Genomic DNA, 17,919 nt, shown 5'->3' with positions numbered 1-17,919 from the left:
GTTGCTGTTTTCTGAAACGACCATAAATAAATCTTGCAACGAGCTATATAAAATGCCTATAGTTTTATAGTACGTATGTACTCGAACAATTAAACTATAAGAGGTTTTATGTCTAGGTTTCAAGGTGATCATCAGTATCGGCTTGGGGTAAGTTTGGCCTTACTGGCATTTGCTCAACTAATAATTTCTTTAGATATCAATATTGTTTTTGTTGCCCTTCCTGAAATAGGAAAAGGGTTGGGTTTTTCTGGCCAGACGCTTCAGTGGGTTGTCAGTGCTTATACCGTTTTTTGTGGGGGCTTCATGCTTTTTGGTGGCCGGGCAGCAGACTTACTCGGCCAGCGGCGCATGTTTATTGGTGCTTTATGGCTCTATGCTATTTCTTCCCTAATTGGAGGACTGGCCTGGCGTCCAGAGGTCATTATTACCGCCAGATCTGTACAGGGAATAGGCGGGGCTTTTCTTTTCCCTGCCACTCTTTCACTCATCAACCGATTGTTCCGTGAAGGTCCTGAGCGAAACCGGGCATTGGCTGCATGGGGAGGGGCTGGCGCGAGTGGGTTAACACTCGGTTCACTGGCCGGCGGTCTTCTGACAAATTATTTGGGCTGGTCATCCGTATTTTATGTGAATGTTCTGCTGGCCGGTATCGCTATCATTGCCGCTTTCATCGTTATTCCTGCTGATCCAACCAGGCATGAGAAGCGCAATTTTGATCTCCCCGGAGCATTAACGGTCACTGCTGCGTCCACGCTTCTGGTTTTTTCGCTTGTGCAGGGGCCTGAATATGGTTGGGGTGCGCCTGTTATTAAATCTGCGTTACTCCTGGCTCTGGTCAGTTTCATCATGTTCATCATCATCGAGTCAAAATCCCGTGATCCGTTGATGCCGTTACGTCTTTTCCGCAATAAAAATCTGGTTGCTGGCGTTACCGTCACTTTCATTTATATGGGGACATTTGGCGCTTTACCCTATTTCGAAACAGTCCTGTTCCAGAACGTGATGTATTACAACGCACTTGAGACCGGCCTTGCGTTTATTATTCCCTCCGCATGCATTTTTATAGGTACTCAGGCTGGTGCACGCTTTGCGAATTCTATCGGAACGAGAAATGCCATTATTACCGGCTGTATTATTGGTATTGTGGGAACATTATTAATGCTGCCCGGCGCATCAGTCTCGGCTTCTTATAAATCTATTTTGGTTGGTTTGGTTATTTCAGGTTTGGGCCAGGGAATTGTCTGGACAGCCATGTGGATTGCTGCTGCAACAGGTGTTGATCATAGTGAACAAGGAATCGCCTCAGGTATGGCATCAACAACACTTAATGTTGGGAATGCCATCGGTCTTGCTGTTCTCATTGCATTGGCTACAGGTGTGGCACAGAATGATGCACCAGAAAGTGAAATCGTCTTGCTGGCAGTCAGTACAGGATATGCATTCCTGTATGCTGCGGTCGGTATGGTACTCGCGTTACTCATGGCATGTACCTTACCGGGAAGAAAAGCACGGATTATTCCCATTTCTGAATGAATAGAAAAATAATCCTTTCTCCGGTCAATAATGGCCGGAGAGGTTATGCTGCGCTAGAATAGCGGGATTGTAATAGTATGGAATGATTTAAATCAGTGGTAAATTGAAACCGACTGCGAAACAACCCTATGTAGCCAAGCAAGTATAGCGGCAGAAAAAATCACTTGTCCTATCAGGCATCAGGATTGTACTGCTTAATAGTCAACCCCGTCAGTTCATCTTCTTGTGTAGCTGTAATAAAGGAGTCAAGCAGTCCAGGGAAACGGATATTGAGATCCTCTGTGCGAAGAGATAACAAATTTTCTCTGCCAGAAGGTTTTTGCCAAATCACACCACTATCACGAAGGACCCGCCAATGATGGGTTAGCGTAGATTTGGATACACCTTGAAGTATGGAGCCACAGGTATGCTCTTTTCCGTCGGCGAGGACACGAACAACTGTCATTCGCATTGGGTTGCCTAATGCAGTAAGTACATGTTCAAGCCGTATTTGGTTACGCTCCGGATGGTGTTTCATTTTTTGCTGTTTTTCCCTGATTTAATTCGAAGGTACACGAATTATCAAACAAATGGTTTGCAAAGTACACAATAACCCTTAGTCAGTGTGTAACCTATGGGGTTATTGAAGATTCTACCGTCATGGGCGTGAAAGCAGTTTCAACCCATCAGGGCGTAATTCCCCCTTCGGCGACACGTGTCGGTACAATATCTGCCAGGTAATATTAAGCTCCTTGCAGAGTTCGTTCACCTTAGTTTCCGGTTGTCCCATAGCGGCCATAGCCAAACGCAATTTCGCCGTAGCCATCTTGAATGGTCGTCCACCTTTCCTGCCACGTGCCCGTGCTGATGCTAAACCAGCCAGAGTACGCTCTGAGATCAGTTCACGTTCAAACTCAGCCAACGCTGCGAAAATACCAAAAACCAGTTTGCCGGCGGCTGTTGTGGTATCAATAGCCGCACCGTGTCCAGTCAATACCTTGAGACCAATACCGCGACCGTTTAGATCGTGTACTGTATTGATTAAGTGACGCAAATCGCGCCCGAGTCGGTCAAGTTTCCACACGACCAGCGTATCGCCTGATCGCAGTGCTTTCAGGCAGTTTTCCAGTCCGGGACGATCTTCGCGTTTGCCGGATGCCTGGTCTTCATAAAGATAAGTAGGATTAATACCAGCAGCAGTCAGTGCATCACGTTGTAGGTCTGTAGCTTGAGAGCCATCTGCTTTTGATACCCTCATGTAACCAATTAACATATCATTATCTGTCACTTATACAGTCGATTACGTGACAGAATGAACGGCAAAACGCGGACTGCCTGTTGGCAGGCCGTTGGTAAAATCGCTTTGCGGTTCGGGTAAGAACAAGTTTGCCTGTTTACCATAGGAATTCAATATCTCTGATTCGATTAGGTTCATTGCCATCACCGCAATAATATTGCTGGCTGTACGTGGCAACATATCTGTATTTGCCCAGCCGAAAAAATGCCCTGAAAGCCCCTGATAGAATTCCAGCCAACAACCATGTAACGGACAACTCAGCATAAGAGGCAATTTCCATATGAGTAATATAACGCGATGCTCGACTTTTATGATGAGTTGAAATGACATAGCCAGTCCTTTATAACTTTAAGTCGCCAAACTGAGAGAGATAAAGGAACAAAGGCTATGTCACAGCAAGATTTTATCATTTGGGTGTTTTGTTGGGTAGATGACAATTTAACGCAGTTACAGCAAGGTATGCGATTTAGAAGCCGGGGATATCCGCTTAAACTAAGCGATGCAGAAGCCATCACGATAGAAGTGATGGGTGAATTTTTAGGATTTTCAACAGATAAAGGCATTTGGACGTACTTTAATGACCACTGGCACGAGGGGTTTCCGGGACTGGGTTCACGCGCCAATTTAGCTAAACAGATTTCGAATCTTTGGGTTGTTAAACAACAACTGCAAGAAAAGCTGGCGAGGCTATTGGGCGCGCTCGACAGGCCGGTACATATTATCGACGGATTTCCGCTGCCCGTCTGTGGATTCAAAAGAGCAAAAGGTAGTGCCAACTTTAAAGGACAAGCTGATTATGGGTACTGCGCCGCCAAAAACGAAACTTACTACGGCTTCAAAGGGCATCTGATGATAGACGAAATCGGCGTGGTAACCGGGTTTACGCTGACGCCCGCCAATGTCAGTGAGCGTGAAGCAAGCTGGGATGTGATCGGCTCGATAAAAGGCTATTTGCTGGGTGATAAAGGGTATTTAGGCGTTGAATTTAAACAAGAAATGAAGGAAGAGGGTATTGAAATGATTACCGCAGTGCGTGCCAGTATGGATGACCCCATCCCATCACGTATATTCGCACCAAAGTGGGCTGGAGTTATCTGGCGGTGGTAACCGACTTATTTTCCCGCCGGGTGGTGGGGATGGCCATCGCTTCTTCGCCGGATGCGGAGCTGATCTGCCGGGCATTGAATAATGCATTGGAAACGCGTCATATCGAAGGGCGGCTGGTTTTTCATTCAGACCAAGGCAGCCAATACAGGAGTAAAAAGTTTCGTCGCTTACTCTGGCAGCATAAAATTATCCAAAGCATGAGTCGCAAGGGCAACTGCTATGATAATTCCCCGATGGAACGGGTATTCCGGAGTTTGAAAAGTGAATGGGTTCCACCAGAGGGCTATCGGGACATTCATGAGGCAATGCGGGATATCACCCACTATTTTGGCCGGTATTACAATGACATCCGACCTCACCGTTTTAATGGAGGAATTTCTCCTGCTGAATATGAAAGACAGTGGGAAGAGGCGAGAAATGTGTCCGAAACTTCTTGACCACTACAGACGCAATCCAAGGATCCTGGCATACTTATCTAGGCCAATCGCCTTCTCGCCAATTATTTCACTTAATCTTCCACTAGCCAGCCGCCGGTTGATTTCCATCTGCCACAGGCGATCCTGAGCATGAACGTAACCGAGAGCAAAAAAAGCGTCCTCATCTGTCGCGGCATGAATGGCGGGAATACCATAGCGGTCGCGCTTAATGGTGACCTCTTTTTGCAGGCCGTAGACCTTCTTTTCTCCCTCTTCCGCCGGCACACTTTTACTCAGGTAGAGATACACCGCGAGTAAAACAATCAGTAAAGGAAAAATCACCACGCAGATAAATCTGGCGCTGATAGGGAAACGGCTAAAAAGGCTGTTAGTTATCTTCATGTTAACCCTATCAAGTGTGCCTGTTTTGAAACGGCAGCGATTCCTTGAGGTGAGAAAAGGCAGTTGTGGCATCGTCGAGCCGGAACGAAACCCACTACAGATGTTTCAGCATCCGATCGCTAGAGGCGGTGGCGCACCGAAAATTCAGCGGCCTGACGCTTCTTCCATATGTTTGCGCAGGCTTAACGGGCGCATATCGGTCCAGACACGTTCAATGTATGCTAGGCAGTTCTCTTTTGTATCAACCATGCCTACTTCTTCCCACATTGCGGGTAAAGACAGGTGTGCTGGCCAGATTGAATATTGTTCTTCGTGATTTTTTACAACTTTAAAGGTGAGTTGATCGTCCATCTATTCATCCTTAATCATCGTTGAAAAGGTTAATTTTTCTAAATGAATGTATAATGTGTTGTATAAAATGTAAATAAATAATCAGAGTTCCGTTTAAGGGGTCAGTTTGGATATAGAAAATTACTGTACGGTAAGCCTGTTTTTTGAACAAACTTACCTATGGCAATAAGGTGTAACTCTAGCGCTATACGGCGTTTTCAGAGGATTTTGTCTAATCGGATAACCTAAATGCGATACCGAAAGAGCGATAACTTAAAAGCAATAGCCACTGATGTCAAATCAATCCCTTATGCACCTAAATTGGTTAAAAAATGCGCTTAACGTAGGATGTTTTCCGAATTCCAAGCGCACCCCTATTAACCCCCCATACAATGTTGCCTGCCAACTTGCCGAAATTTTTGATGTGCCGCCCTGTTACTTTTACATCGAAGATGATGGTTTCGCAGAGAAAGTCTTGATTCTGTACAAACATGAAAATGCATTCGAAGACGAATTTATTACCAAGCTAACAACAAAAACAAGGGAATATGAAAAAGCTATTGAAGACTTCAAAAATGCAATAGAAACGATTCAGTCTATCAACAAAATCTGATGAAGATTAAGTATATTACTGGTGCAAAGTGCCTTTTTACTGATATTCTGATGTCATAATTCATCAAAACACCCTGTTTTGGTTGGATTTGTGCGCTGAGAGGGCCGATGTTGATACACCGGCTTTTCTTTTCTGAGCAGTGCCATCTGTTGATGGTTACTCAGGCTGGTGGAATGGATAAAATCCCTTACTTATTGGGCGCTTTCTGAAGCCTCAGCCACATTTCCGGCGTACTGCCTATCACATTAGCCAAACGCACCGCCATTGCTGGCGTGACCGCTGCGCGACCTTCCACTATACGCTCAATCGTTGAGGGGGAGGCATCCAGTGCCTGCGCAAGTTCTCTTAGACTCATATTTAAATGTGCCATCTCCTCAGAGATGTAATGCCCTATATGGGGTCGCATATGTCTAGCCATTTAAATGATTTCCTTAACTAACTCTTGATGCTTCTAATTCTAGAAATGAGAAGTATCACACAACACCATGCTGATGGAAAAATCATAAATCATGCTGGTAATTTCGACACAAAAGGCGTACTATGTACTCTGAGGAAAAGGAGATTTACCCGTGAGTCATGCAATAGAGTTCATTGAAACCAGTTTGTTTACCCGACAGATCAAAGATATTGCCACTGATGAAGAGCTTAAAGAACTTCAGCGAGAGCTGATCGAATCGCCGGAAAAGGGCGATCTAATACGTGGCACAGGGGGATTGCGTAAAATAAGAATGGCTATAGGCTCACAGGGAAAAAGCGGCAGCGCCAGAGTGATTTATTTTCTGGCAACCGAAGAAATTATCTATCTGGTGATGGCTTATCCTAAAAATAAAAAAGATCGTTTAACAGATGCCGAAAAAGCGGAAATGAAAAAACTCACAAAATTACTAAAAGACGAGGTGTGATATGACTTTTTTTGACGAATTGAAAGCATCCCTAGAAGAAGCCGTTGAAATTAAACAGGGCAACAAAGCCGCTACCCGCGTTACTCGGTACGACGTTGCCGACGTGAAGGCGATCCGTGCTCAGCTCAACATTTCACAGGCAGAGATGGCGGAAGCGTTAGGCACCAGCCTCGATACCATCAAAAGCTGGGAGCAAAAGCGCCGTAACCCTACCGGACTGGCCGCAAAAGTGTTAGCTGTTATACAGGAAGATCCTAATTTCTATAAGGCGCTGGCAACACATTAGCGTGATATGACGCCAGTTAATGCTGTTTACGTTGCAGGCGGAACGGAATATCATTTTTCTGGCCGCCCCTCCACCAGCTCGGGCATGACGCCTATGAAATCACAACAAGAGGAGGAGGAGGTTTTTTGAGTAATCATTAACAGGGAGATTGGCATTAAAATAACACCGGATAGGAGAAGACTGTTGTGCTTTAATGGGGGTTTGCGCCCAATTCAGCGAAAAGTTCCATGATGTTAAAATTATTTAATTATTTCAAAATGTTAAATGAAAATGATCAGCCTGCTTCCTCGTAAACATCATACTCATTACTATCATCCATCTTTGATTCGAGCAGCGGGTCTACATTTTCTAGCAGACTGTCAAGACTGAATGTGTCGCTTTGTTCTGCGAAGATGTAGTTCCCTGCCAACTGGATATGGCTCCAGGCCACTGGGGAGAGATTGGCCAGTATTTCAATTGCCTCACTGTTACCTTGTTTTTCAAATCGTTCTACCAGTCCGGATAACAAGGCTGAATTGTAGTAGATAATGCAATTGGCAATCAGACGGGCGCAATCGTTCCATTGTTCAACCTGATAATCATTTCCGCCTCGAAACTGATTTCCATTGACAGACGCGATGGCTCTTCTGAGCTGATGATAGGCTTCTCCCCGATTCAATGCCTGTTGCACAAACTGTCTCAGTGTCTGATTGTCCATGTATTCAAGCAAATAGATACATTTAACTAACCTGTCATACTCACGTAGGGCAGATAACGTCGAGTGAGTTCTCTTGCCATTTGACAGCTTTCTGACCACGGTACTCTGATTGGTTGCCTTGCGACTCAATGAACAAACAATATGCTGGATACGTTCCCATTCATCCATGATTAACTTGTACTTTATCGGTTTTTTCAAAGAAATATGGAGTTTTTCACCCAGCAAGGTGATATCGAACAATTCTTCAAAGATTTTTTTGAACTTGGCATAACGAGGGGCAAACTGGTAACCGAAAATATCCAGCAAGGCAAAATTGACATTATTGATCCCATGATTATCCGTCGAAACCGAGAGCGGCTGGATATCACTGCTGTTGTTATAGAGCAGATCAAAAGCAAAATGCCCCTCAAACTCATTTGGGGCGTTCACGGTAGTATTGACCGGAACATGATTGACGACCAGCGACAATGCTGATACTCCTTTACCTTTGCGGAAATATTTGGCAGAAAAGCGAGCCTTGAATGTGTTTATCCGGCAACCGTGTTTTTGTCCATCGATACTACCAAAAGGCGCTGCTTCATTGATGGTGTAATACTTGAATATGGGTAAGCGGGCGATCGCATTGGAAATAATATCATTGGCAGCGTGGGTCGTTTCCGGTCGAATATAACTATCATTGACAGCCCGGAGTGCCCCTACGCTGCGATCGGAAACGGCGGCTATTCGATGTAGGCCGTAGTTTGCTCCGTTGCCGAAGATACAGGCAATCAAATCGCCTTCCCGTGCCTCTGACTCTTTCTTATAGGTTGTCATGTTTTCAAGGGCGTTGAGATAACCTGTTTTGTGATTGACATAACCCATAATTTCAATAATCCCTTTGTGCTTGAGCTGGCTGTAAACCGGGTTGTCAATACCGGCTTTCCAGCAACGGTTCGCCAGACTCCATGTCAGACGGTTAGAGCGGGGCTGGCATTTTACGAAATCATTGGCATCAGCATTAATGTTAGCTGTTACCCGATCAAGCAAGGTATTTAACCTCATTTCCAACTGCATCAGCGTCTGGGTAATGGGGGCACTAAGACGATTAAGACCTGTTTTTTCAATCAGCTCTGCTTTTTCCGCCATCCAGACATCCACCGGAATAAGGTCATCTTCCAGACGTTTATTCTTTTCACTCTCACTCACATAGATCCTGCCGCTATTGATCATATGATCAATCCGGTGATACAAATAGAACTCAAACCGCTGGAGATGGACGTCATCGCCATCAAGAAGATAACGCAGGTCGCGTGGACGGATGAATTCCTGCGTCACACACATGATTCGTTTGTGTTTGTCCAGATCAGCTTTTGCCGTGGTTATTTGCTCTGCCATCAGAGGCTGGTCAGGGGAACACTCAATATCGATAGCCCTGAACAGCTTGCGCAGAGAGTTTGATGTTCTGCGGGCGTGTTTGTCGGTGTATTGCCATTGATAGTCAACCAGATCAAAATTCTCCTTACAAAGATGCTAGCTGATTTTTCTCATATCAGTTTCACCAATCAGTGAAAATGCCTGCTTGCGAATTTCACCAAACGGAATACCGTCACTGAGTGTATTATCAACAAATAAGCTCAGAACGTTGCCGGCATACTTAAGCTTATTTCTGACCACTTCCAGTTCTTCAGCGACTTTTTGCTGGGCAAACGTTTTTGCGGATTCATGATGTTTTGTTACAAGATGGCAAAATGCAGTCACCAGCTTGTCATTGTTTTCCCGATATCGAAAAAAGAGATAACAACTCAGATAGAGCAGCCCCTGCCACTTGGGCATTCGCCTGATTTTATAAACTGAACGGTGCGTTACAACGGAGGCATAATAGAGCATGTTTCCACGGGATAATCGAAGAGCCTCAAGCAGCGATTTTAATTCAGGGTAAATATTTTTTATGGTTCTGTGCGTATTCAGCTCACGCTCCAGCTCTGAGGGCGAAAAGCTGCGGGCTGATCCCTTATATCCGGACAGGCTGTTAAGCAGTCCTTTGTCTGCTAGGATGCTCTGTAGGGTGTGAACCGTATTTTCCGACATTTGTCGGGACAGAATGGCTTCGGTTCGCTTTCTTTCGGCACTGAGCGTCCGGGTAACAAGCGTCTGGATAGTGCTGTATGCCGGAAGGGCAATACGCTGCTGACTAAAGAATGCGATGCATTCATCGAACATATATCGGGGATCAGTATAGATGGTTGCGACATCCTGGAGACGTAAGACCAGATTGTCAGTCATGGCGGGTGTCAGCTGCTCAAAACTAAGCAAGGCCAGAACCTGATTGATTAGCCGGGATCGGGTTGATTTGACCAACTCAGTGTACCGTGGTTTTGCGCCTGAAAAGTAGGTCTGGCAAATATACTGAACATCCAGTCTGACGTCCTTCAAATGGAATTTGGGAATAACGGGCTTAGCCCGGAAATACCCAATAAAGAGAATGAAATAAATACGGTTTTCGAATTTCTCCATTACGCGGATGTGTTCAAGAAGTGTGTCATTCAGGGCAAAATATTCTTCACGTTCTGTCTGACTGAATTCTGGGCGGCGATACAGCTCATCAATTTCATCGGTTTTAAGAATTTGTATCCGGCTTGGGCGCGGCGGCTGCATATTTTTCCTTGATAGATTTTTTACCAAAAAAGGTTGTCAAAAACGTTCACGACGAGTGCTGATAGGGTGTACTCTTAATACACTGGCGAAATGTGGTGCAGAAAATAACTCAAAACAATGTATAACGCACCAAAATAATGACACCATGTATAGTGAACTGATGAAAACCCCTGTGCGGATTTACGGATACTTGAGGGCATCAACCGATGAACAGGATGCTTCAAGGGCAAAAAATGAGCTGATTGAGTTTGCAAATGGATTGGGAACTCAGGTTGCTTGCTGGTTCGAAGAAAATGAATCCGGTGCCCAACTCCGTCGCCCAGAATTATTTCGTTTACTTGATGTTGCTATGCCGGGCGATGTGATCTTGGTTGAACAAGTTGATCGGCTCAGTCGTTTGAATACGACTGACTGGGAAAAACTGAAATATATGATTAACCATAAGGGACTGAAGGTCGTTTCTTTGGATCTCCCAACCAGCCACCAATTTATGGCGAAGACAGACGAATTCACTGAACGTATGCTGACTGCGTTAAACAATATGATGCTTGATATGCTTGCGGCAGTTGCTCGGAAAGATTACGAAGACAGACTGCGGCGTCAGGCTCAGGGGGTAAAGAAAGCCAAGCAGGAAGGTAAGTATAAAGGCAGACCGATAGACAAGAAACTGCACCAGAAAATCGAAGGTCTTCTCAGGGAACACAAAAGCTATAACTATATTGTCGATTTGCTCGGTTGTTCTAGACACACAATATCGAAAGTATCGAAAGAGATAAAATTTATAGAATGAATTTCATTGTAATATATTGAAATTAATTAATTTATTCTCATTCGTGGAACTTTTCGCTGAATTGGGCACAAACCCCCAAGATCCACAAAAAAGTAAAAACACTTCACGCTTAATTATTGCATTAAAATCAGTACCTGTTACTATAGTACTCATTACCACTCGGAGGCATTTGTGGCGTTCTATAAAATATCGTCGTTTAAAAAAAGCACAAAGAAAATTAACATTTCCGATCAAAAGTTATTAAATGCTGCAGAAGAAGTTAAGAACGGGAAGTTTGAAGCTGATCTGGGTGGGGGAGTGATTAAAAAGCGAATAGCGGTTGATGGAAAAGGCAAAAGTGGTGGCGTAAGAGTTATCATCTTCTTTAAGGTTAATCACCATCTATTTTTTGCTGATGGCTGGACAAAGAATACCGTTAGCTCTAGAGGAACAAAAGAAATTGAGGATGATGAATTGGAAGCATATAAACAGCTTTCCAAACTTTTCCTTAGCTACACTGATAAGAAGATCAATGAGTTAATATCCTATAGTATCTTGGAGGAAATCATCTGTGAGTAATAAATTAAACAATATGCTTGAATTAGCTAAAGAATTACACGCAATCGATGCTGCACCAAAAAGCCTGGTTAACGATCTAAAAAAAGCCGTAACTGCTCGAAAAATCAACGATAAAATTAAAGCTGTTACTATGATGACAGGGGCTGAGATAAAACAACTTCGTGTACAATTCGGTATGTCACAAGCTGTGTTAGCTCTAGCATTAGGAATGTCAAAAGAAAGCATTTCTAAATGGGAACGAGAAGAAAAAAAACCAAGTGGCCCAGCTCTTAGAATGCTCCGTATTCTTGAACGACGCGGACCGGAAGTTTTACTGGATAGTTAGGAAATTGAATGAAAGCATAAATGCCCCACACTTCTTTATGCTCTCTATATCGGCGGGAATTTCATCTTTAGTGGGTTAATTCGGGTTTTGTGCCCATTCCCTCGATAAGTTCACTGCACAAAATCAAACCATTTTTTTCAGTCTAAAGTAGGTCGCTCTGGATATTCCCGTCCTTTCCATGACGTCTTTCATCGAAGCTGCCTGAGTTTGTAGTGGTCAAGAACTACCGGACACATTTCTGGCCTCTTCCCACTGTCTTTCATATTCAGCAGGGGAAATTCCTCCATTAAAACTATGGGGGCGAATGTAATTATAATACCCGCCCAAATATTGAGTGATATCCCGTATTGCATCATGGATATCCAGATAGCCTTCCGCTGGCACCCATTCGCTTTTCAGACTCCGGAATACTCGTTCCATCGGCGAATTATCATAACAGCAGCCCCTGCGGCTCATGCTTTGGATAATCTGGTTTCGCCAAAGTAAGCGGCGGAACTTTTTGCTACTGTATTGGGGTCCGCTTGGAAAACGGAATCTATGGTCACTCCCATTTTTGCAATACTGAAATTGAAAAATATGTTGGCTTGCTTGAATCTATCCGGCGTCACTATAGGCAAGGAACCTGCGCCTCGATGAGTTCCGCGCCTGATGAACCTCAGAAAAATATACGGCTTCCACTGAGCCATTCCGTTTTACAGGTTCTTCAACAGGCCGATTGGCCGTTCGTATCATCAATAATTAGTATTCGCAAAACCTGATAAGTAACTACTTAAACTTGTTAATCAAGGTAAATATTACGCGATAAAGGCCTGTTGCCGCGTTGTCAATGCCCAAGCTATTCTGGCCAGCTTGTTTGCCAGAGCACAGGTCACCACAAAATTACTTTTTCGACACAGAAGCCCCCTGACCCAATCAGCCAATCTACCCGATTGGTGTTCAAGCCTTTGTATAAAAACTCTGGCACATTGAACCAATAATGTTCGGATCTTTTTATTACCTCGTTTGCTGATCCCCAGTAATGTTGTTCGCCCACCAGTACTGTATTGCCGTGGCACCAACCCTGTTGCCGCGGCAAAATCACGACTACTAGCGTATTGTTTTCCATCTCCAAGTTCTGTGGAGATGGTGCTTGCAGTAATCGTCCCCACACAGGGAATTGTCAGTAACCGCTGTCCCGCTTCATCCTCACTTAAAAACTGTTTCAACTGAGTTTCCAGTTCTTTTATCTGATCCATTAAATAGTGGTAGTGTTGCTGTAATTTCAGTAATAACTGATTAAGGTATAAAGGTAAGCAATGATCATCGAGAATAGCGCTGAGCCGATTGATAACTGCCGCGCCTTTCGGAACGCTGATGCCAAACTCCAGCAAGAAAGCATGCATCTGATTAGTCGTTTTTACTTTATCTTGCACCAAAGATTCCCGAACTCGATGCAGCGCCCGCATAGCCTGCTGAGATTCCGTTCTGGGCTGAACAAACCGCATTGAGGGGCGTGATGCTGCTTCACAGATTGCTTCAGCATCAACAAAGTCATTTTTATTAGTTTTGACGAAAGGTCGAACAAATTGTGGCGATATAAGCTTTGGTGTATGCCCCAACTCTGTAAACTTACGTGCCATAAAGTGAGCACCGCCACAGGCTTCCATGACGACAGTAGTTGCAGGACATGTTGCCAGAAACTCAAAGAGTTTTTGTCGAGTAAATTTTTTACGGAAAACAAACTTTCCGTGCCGATCTTGGCAGTGGATGTGAAAAGAGTTTTTACCGAGATCGATACCAATGAGCGCGATATTTTCCATGATGGTTCTCCACTAAATGAGGCTTGTTTCTAGCATACTCCTTACTTTGAAGGAGGGAGTGACCATCTCATTAAATATCCTACGCTAAGCCTATTTATTGCACAGTTCCGCATCAATACTAAAACTCATTATGTGCATTTCGGCGTTTCCGGTGTGCAACCCCACTAAATTCCTTGATTACACCCATTCATCAACATTCTCCCAGACGGTGCGAAAAGTCCCTGTTGTAGGAACTCTGAACTCAAACCAATTTGTTTGAAAAACTGCCTGTTGGTCGATATCAACACTTCCCAAAGGAGATATAACGAATTCACTACCTGGAGCTTTAGTTTGTTGGTTAACAACTATTGAATTTAATGGTGGTAAATCATTCAACAAGCACAAATTTCCAATAATGCCTAATTGACGACCTAATGCCCTTCCTGCTTGCCTTGAGCTATGTCCCATTTGTTTAGCTAACTCGCCATAAGTAATGGTAGATAAACCATTAGATTTATTATGCTCAACGAACGCCACAAGAATCAGCCAGATTTGTTGTGCTTGTACATAAAGGCGATCTCCGCGTTCAAATTTTTTAATCGTTGGCTTACTTTGCATTAAAATCCTCCGCATTGTTCATTTCTGCGCAATCAGTTCAATAAAGAGCGTGTGGTTCACAATGGCATGGATTGCTCAAAAATGCAATGTGTAAACATTGGCATGACATTTATGTATACCCAAATGTCATAGCCTAAAATTCTGCCATTTCTCTTTTGGATCATTACCTATCTGTCATGTACATTATGATCATTATTTAAATGTCATAATTGGGTTAAAAATGTACATTCACGGCTATCTACGTGCATCAACAAAAGAACAGGATGCTCTCCGGGCAAAAAATAGAATGAAAGCCTTTGTTGAAGAGAAAGGCTTTCGGTTAGCCAGTTGGTATCACGAAAATGTATCCGGCGCGTCACTGCAACGGCCAGAACTTTTACGATTGCTTGATGATGCTGCACCGGGTGACATTATTCTTATTGAGCAGGTTGACCGCCTTTCACGTCTGGATGAAGCGGGCTGGCAGAAACTTAAACAACTTATTCAGGAAAAACACCTCGTGATTGTCAGTCTTGATCTACCGACGAGCCATATGGCGCTTGCAGAAAATGCGGGTGATGAGTTCACTCTGGCCATGCTTAAAGCGATTAACGGAATGATGCTTGATATGTTGGCAGCCATTGCACGTAAAGACTATCAGGATCGTCGGCGGCGTCAGGAAGAGGGAATATTGAAAGCCAAAGCCGCTGGTAAATTCCGGGGACGCCAAGCAGATAACCAGCTGCATGAGAAAATCATTGAACTTCGGGTTAAAAACAGGCAAAGCATCCGAGATACCGCGAGATTGTGTGGTGTCTCAGAACGAACGGTTATACGTATAGTTAACGCGATGCTCGACTTTTATGATGAGTTGAAATGACATAGCCGCTCCTTTATAACTTTAAGTCGTCAAAAATAGAGAAATAAAGGAACAAAAGGCTATGTCACAGCAAGATTTTATCATTTGGGTGTTTTGTTGGGTAGATGACAATTTAACGCAGTTACAGCAAGGTATGCGATTCAGAAGCCGGGGATATCCGCCTAAACTGAGCGATGCAGAAGCTATCACGATGGAAGTGGTGGGTGAATTTTTAGGGTTTTCAACAGATAAAGGCATTTGGACGTACTTTAATGGCCACTGGCGCGAATGGTTTCCGGGGCTGGGTTCACGCGCCAATTTCGCTAAACAGATTTCGAATCTTTGGGTTGTTAAACAACAACTGCAAGAAAAACTGGCGAGGTTATTGGGCGCGCTCGACAGGCCGGTACATATTATCGACGGATTTCCATTGCCCGTCTGTGGATTCAAAAGAGCAAAAGGCTGTGCCAACTTCAAAGGACAAGCCGATTATGGGTACTGCGCCGCCAAAAACGAAATTTACTACGGCTTCAAAGGACATCTCGTGATAGACGAAACCGGCGTGGTAACCGGGTTTACACTGACGCCCGCCAGTGTCAGTGAGCGTGAAGCAATCTGGGATGTGCTCGGCTCGATAAAAGGCTGTTTGCTGGGTGATAAAGGGTATTTAGGCGTTGAATTTAAGCAGGAAATGAGGGTGGAGGGTATTGAAATGATTACCCCGGTGCGAGCCAATATGGATGATCCCCTCCCCAGAAAAACGAGAAGGATCATTAACGCCAAACGCCGTTTAATTGAAACCGTGATTGGTCAACTCGCCGGACAATTTGCTATCGAGAAGTGCTGGGCATGGGATTTGTGGCATTTGAGTAATCGAATTGCCAGAAAACTGCTTTCTCACACGTTGGGTATTTTTGCCAATGTTAAACAAGGTAAAAATCAACGCGACTGGCTTCAACAAGCCAACGTTATAGGGTGTTAAAGTCGAGCATCGCGTTAAAAATACCAATATTGCGAAGCCCCTCAACTATGTCATCTGGTAATCTTCTTTTATTTTCTATCTCTTGAGATCGTCCAAATAATGTTTGCGAAAATGTTTTAGTGTTAGATAATATTTTTCTAAATATCATATCATTCATTTATTTTACCTATAGATATCTATGATTACTAATCAAATTATTGCGATCTAAATATGACTTAATGTCTTTGATGAAATCCGCTTCACTCTCATTTGGGGTGATTATTTTCGCCCAATGAGAGTGATCGACATCTAAACGATAAGGTACAAACCCATGTTCATTAAACTTTTGATGCAACAGATCTAATGCGAGAAATGCACTACTTTGCTCATTTGAGTTTTTATCAAAACAAATGGAAACTACAAGATCAATTATACTTTCACTTAGTGAATTAATTGTAGCTCCACACTGAATGCCTGTCTCATCGTATATTTCATCAATAAGTTCATAAGCTTTACTTAAAGCTTCTGGAGTAAATGGAATTAAGGGTAAGAAGAAAATCCAACCTTTTGACTGACCATCTATCATATCATGATGGCCACCCAAAGTTTGAGATAATAATTCATCATTATACGAAGTGTCACCCACATGGGCTGCTTCAACTAATCTAGCGATTACATCTTTTTTAGTCTTATCATTATCTGAAAAAATCACATCACTGAAAATTCCTCTACGTTCACATTCTTTGATAATAAAATCAGAAGTTAATTCAACATGTTCCTTAATACCATCAATACACATATGTACAGTATAAGTATTGTTTTTACCACCATATGTTCTGTTGGCAGTTGTATCATATATTTTTAATACGCCACTATTGATTCCATTAGCAACCCATCTTTGTAATTCTGAAATTGCTTTCTCCAAATTAGATCGTTGGAAAGTAAAACGAAGCGTTCGTGTAAATTCCATTCTCTGATGTAATTTGATTACTCCAGCGGTCACTATTCCAAAATGTGATTGAGTAAAGAATTGAACCAAAGAAGGACCAACACCGTGTGAATATATCGGTGTTTTCTTATCTGTGGGCCACCACCCAACACGGATAAGTTTGCCGCTAGGAAGTAATATTTCAAGTCCTACCAAGTCTTCAGTTCTCTGGTGGCGTATTCCTACTCCTCTATCCATAGAATTTCCAAGAAAACTTGAATGAGCTGAAGAGGCTGTAATATTGATAAATCTGTTTGAATCTATAATATTTTTTGATAACTCACCTTGGGTTACACCAGGTTCAATTATGGCCCATCCATCTTCTAAATTAATTTTTCGAATATCATTTAACTTTTTTAACTCTAATAAATAAGAACCATCAGTGACATTCTCTTTAGAACCAAGTCCCCAATTATATCCTATGCTTACAGGATGAAGTTTGACGTTTTTAAAGTCTTTTGCTAAAGAAATTATTTCTATGATATCATGAATTTTCTTAGGCGTTATAATTCCATTAATTCGACGTTTTTTATATCCACTGACGTTATCAGATAAAAATTCATAAGGATTAACACAGTCCTTACCAATCTTATTTGAAATTTTCTCTAAAAACTGATCTCTCATTATTATTCCTTAACATTAATAGTATTACGGATGATGTTAGGATTCAATTTCACGTAACTTAACTGATCGCTGAATGTACCATCATTATTAATCAAACGCCCTTTGCAAATACTTTCGAACTCATATCCAGCACCGATAGCAACACGTTCTGAAGCAATAAATAAGCTTTCAAAATAGTAGATCACTTGAAGGGAACTCAGTCCAATTTTTGCGATCTGATTAATCGCCAAATCAAAAAAATCC

Annotated in this window: 23 protein-coding genes and 1 pseudogene; 11 read left to right on the top strand and 13 right to left on the bottom strand. The window is 43.1% G+C overall.

From position 1 onward, the window contains the following. Positions 1 to 108: 108 nt before the first annotated feature. Positions 109 to 1,533 (top strand): MFS transporter, encoded by a 1,425-nt coding sequence (locus AAC853_RS00275; protein WP_340613277.1) that lies wholly within the window; start codon positions 109 to 111, stop codon positions 1,531 to 1,533. Between the two features lie 172 nt (positions 1,534 to 1,705). On the opposite strand, the gene AAC853_RS00270 is transcribed toward AAC853_RS00275, so the two are convergent. The 3 genes from AAC853_RS00270 to AAC853_RS17945 form a co-directional block, all read right to left on the bottom strand. Continuing rightward, on the bottom strand, positions 1,706 to 2,050 hold the full coding sequence (locus tag AAC853_RS00270; protein ID WP_338885734.1) for an ArsR/SmtB family transcription factor: 345 nt from the start codon (positions 2,048 to 2,050) through the stop codon (positions 1,706 to 1,708). Between the two features lie 120 nt (positions 2,051 to 2,170). Next, positions 2,171 to 2,785: a recombinase family protein gene (locus tag AAC853_RS00265; protein ID WP_340613409.1), complete on the bottom strand. Its 615-nt coding sequence runs from the start codon at positions 2,783 to 2,785 to the stop codon at positions 2,171 to 2,173. A gap of 27 nt (positions 2,786 to 2,812) precedes the next feature. After that, a complete protein-coding gene (locus tag AAC853_RS17945) occupies positions 2,813 to 3,139 on the bottom strand; it encodes a hypothetical protein (RefSeq protein WP_340613275.1) in 327 nt (108 codons plus the stop codon). Between the two features lie 57 nt (positions 3,140 to 3,196). Here AAC853_RS17945 and AAC853_RS00255 point away from each other — a divergent pair. Together AAC853_RS00255 and AAC853_RS00250 are read left to right on the top strand one after the other, a co-directional pair. Further along, a pseudogene (locus AAC853_RS00255) lies at positions 3,197 to 3,874 on the top strand (IS982 family transposase); the annotation flags it as partial. A gap of 14 nt (positions 3,875 to 3,888) precedes the next feature. Then, the gene (locus AAC853_RS00250; protein WP_340613271.1) at positions 3,889 to 4,353 is read left to right on the top strand and encodes an IS3 family transposase; all 465 of its coding nucleotides are present in this window, start codon (positions 3,889 to 3,891) and stop codon (positions 4,351 to 4,353) included. A 3-nt stretch (positions 4,354 to 4,356) separates the two neighbouring features. Here the strand turns inward: AAC853_RS00250 and AAC853_RS00245 are convergent, their stop codons facing one another. Both AAC853_RS00245 and AAC853_RS00240 read right to left on the bottom strand, forming a co-directional pair. Then, positions 4,357 to 4,734 carry a penicillin acylase family protein gene (locus AAC853_RS00245; protein WP_340613269.1) on the bottom strand — a complete coding sequence of 126 codons (378 nt, stop codon included), beginning with the start codon at positions 4,732 to 4,734 and terminating at the stop codon, positions 4,357 to 4,359. Positions 4,735 to 4,878: 144 nt separating this feature from the next. Continuing rightward, positions 4,879 to 5,085 carry an MbtH family protein gene (locus AAC853_RS00240; protein ID WP_340613268.1) on the bottom strand — a complete coding sequence of 69 codons (207 nt, stop codon included), beginning with the start codon at positions 5,083 to 5,085 and terminating at the stop codon, positions 4,879 to 4,881. A 271-nt stretch (positions 5,086 to 5,356) separates the two neighbouring features. Here AAC853_RS00240 and AAC853_RS00235 point away from each other — a divergent pair, with 271 nt between their 5' ends. Continuing rightward, the gene (locus tag AAC853_RS00235) at positions 5,357 to 5,677 is read left to right on the top strand and encodes a DNA-dependent RNA polymerase auxiliary subunit epsilon family protein (RefSeq protein ID WP_340613266.1); all 321 of its coding nucleotides are present in this window, start codon (positions 5,357 to 5,359) and stop codon (positions 5,675 to 5,677) included. A gap of 187 nt (positions 5,678 to 5,864) precedes the next feature. Here the strand turns inward: AAC853_RS00235 and AAC853_RS00230 are convergent, their stop codons facing one another. Continuing rightward, on the bottom strand, positions 5,865 to 6,095 hold the full coding sequence (locus tag AAC853_RS00230) for a HigA family addiction module antitoxin (protein ID WP_340613265.1): 231 nt from the start codon (positions 6,093 to 6,095) through the stop codon (positions 5,865 to 5,867). Positions 6,096 to 6,246: 151 nt separating this feature from the next. Between AAC853_RS00230 and AAC853_RS00225 the strand changes: the two genes are divergently transcribed. Both AAC853_RS00225 and nadS read left to right on the top strand, forming a co-directional pair. Further along, the gene (locus AAC853_RS00225; RefSeq protein ID WP_338885667.1) at positions 6,247 to 6,579 is read left to right on the top strand and encodes a type II toxin-antitoxin system RelE/ParE family toxin; all 333 of its coding nucleotides are present in this window, start codon (positions 6,247 to 6,249) and stop codon (positions 6,577 to 6,579) included. 1 nt (position 6,580) lies between these two features. Continuing rightward, entirely contained in the window at positions 6,581 to 6,865 is a 285-nt protein-coding gene (gene nadS / locus AAC853_RS00220) for a NadS family protein (RefSeq protein WP_338885666.1), read from the top strand. A 274-nt stretch (positions 6,866 to 7,139) separates the two neighbouring features. Here nadS and AAC853_RS00215 read toward each other — a convergent pair whose 3' ends face one another. Next, on the bottom strand, positions 7,140 to 8,936 hold the full coding sequence (locus tag AAC853_RS00215; RefSeq protein ID WP_340613263.1) for a Tn3 family transposase: 1,797 nt from the start codon (positions 8,934 to 8,936) through the stop codon (positions 7,140 to 7,142). Positions 8,937 to 9,071: 135 nt separating this feature from the next. Beyond that, complete coding sequence (locus tag AAC853_RS00210; protein ID WP_340613261.1) at positions 9,072 to 10,196, bottom strand: DUF4158 domain-containing protein; 1,125 nt, start codon at positions 10,194 to 10,196, stop codon at positions 9,072 to 9,074. A 160-nt stretch (positions 10,197 to 10,356) separates the two neighbouring features. Between AAC853_RS00210 and AAC853_RS00205 the strand changes: the two genes are divergently transcribed. The 3 genes from AAC853_RS00205 to AAC853_RS00195 all read left to right on the top strand — a co-directional run bounded on the left by AAC853_RS00205 (position 10,357) and on the right by AAC853_RS00195 (position 11,869). Then, positions 10,357 to 10,986 carry a recombinase family protein gene (locus AAC853_RS00205; RefSeq protein WP_340613260.1) on the top strand — a complete coding sequence of 210 codons (630 nt, stop codon included), beginning with the start codon at positions 10,357 to 10,359 and terminating at the stop codon, positions 10,984 to 10,986. 171 nt (positions 10,987 to 11,157) lie between these two features. Next, entirely contained in the window at positions 11,158 to 11,544 is a 387-nt protein-coding gene (locus tag AAC853_RS00200; protein WP_340613259.1) for a type II toxin-antitoxin system RelE/ParE family toxin, read from the top strand. Continuing rightward, a complete protein-coding gene (locus AAC853_RS00195; RefSeq protein ID WP_340613258.1) occupies positions 11,537 to 11,869 on the top strand; it encodes a helix-turn-helix domain-containing protein in 333 nt (110 codons plus the stop codon). Before AAC853_RS00200 ends, AAC853_RS00195 begins: the two co-directional genes overlap by 8 nt. Before the next feature lie 216 nt (positions 11,870 to 12,085). On the opposite strand, the gene AAC853_RS00190 is transcribed toward AAC853_RS00195, so the two are convergent. From AAC853_RS00190 to AAC853_RS00180, 3 genes are all read right to left on the bottom strand, one after another. Next, complete coding sequence (locus AAC853_RS00190) at positions 12,086 to 12,334, bottom strand: integrase core domain-containing protein (RefSeq protein WP_422824158.1); 249 nt, start codon at positions 12,332 to 12,334, stop codon at positions 12,086 to 12,088. A 329-nt stretch (positions 12,335 to 12,663) separates the two neighbouring features. Further along, positions 12,664 to 13,668 carry an IS110 family RNA-guided transposase gene (locus tag AAC853_RS00185; RefSeq protein WP_340613256.1) on the bottom strand — a complete coding sequence of 335 codons (1,005 nt, stop codon included), beginning with the start codon at positions 13,666 to 13,668 and terminating at the stop codon, positions 12,664 to 12,666. 177 nt (positions 13,669 to 13,845) lie between these two features. Next, entirely contained in the window at positions 13,846 to 14,265 is a 420-nt protein-coding gene (locus AAC853_RS00180) for an MGMT family protein (RefSeq protein ID WP_340613254.1), read from the bottom strand. A gap of 220 nt (positions 14,266 to 14,485) precedes the next feature. Here AAC853_RS00180 and AAC853_RS00175 point away from each other — a divergent pair, with 220 nt between their 5' ends. Both AAC853_RS00175 and AAC853_RS00170 read left to right on the top strand, forming a co-directional pair. Next, the gene (locus AAC853_RS00175; protein ID WP_340613253.1) at positions 14,486 to 15,124 is read left to right on the top strand and encodes a recombinase family protein; all 639 of its coding nucleotides are present in this window, start codon (positions 14,486 to 14,488) and stop codon (positions 15,122 to 15,124) included. A 61-nt stretch (positions 15,125 to 15,185) separates the two neighbouring features. Continuing rightward, positions 15,186 to 16,085, top strand: a complete 900-nt coding sequence (locus AAC853_RS00170; protein ID WP_340613252.1) for an IS982 family transposase — start codon at positions 15,186 to 15,188, stop codon at positions 16,083 to 16,085. A gap of 166 nt (positions 16,086 to 16,251) precedes the next feature. Here AAC853_RS00170 and AAC853_RS00165 read toward each other — a convergent pair whose 3' ends face one another. Both AAC853_RS00165 and AAC853_RS00160 read right to left on the bottom strand, forming a co-directional pair. Beyond that, complete coding sequence (locus AAC853_RS00165; protein WP_340613250.1) at positions 16,252 to 17,676, bottom strand: FAD-binding oxidoreductase; 1,425 nt, start codon at positions 17,674 to 17,676, stop codon at positions 16,252 to 16,254. A 2-nt stretch (positions 17,677 to 17,678) separates the two neighbouring features. Next, on the bottom strand, positions 17,679 to 17,906 hold the full coding sequence (locus AAC853_RS00160) for a hypothetical protein (RefSeq protein ID WP_340613249.1): 228 nt from the start codon (positions 17,904 to 17,906) through the stop codon (positions 17,679 to 17,681). Positions 17,907 to 17,919: the final 13 nt, after the last annotated feature.

The organism is Xenorhabdus thailandensis (assembly GCF_037996785.1).
Classification (GTDB): domain Bacteria; phylum Pseudomonadota; class Gammaproteobacteria; order Enterobacterales; family Enterobacteriaceae; genus Xenorhabdus; species Xenorhabdus griffiniae.
This window is presented reverse-complemented; position numbering and strand designations above follow the sequence as displayed.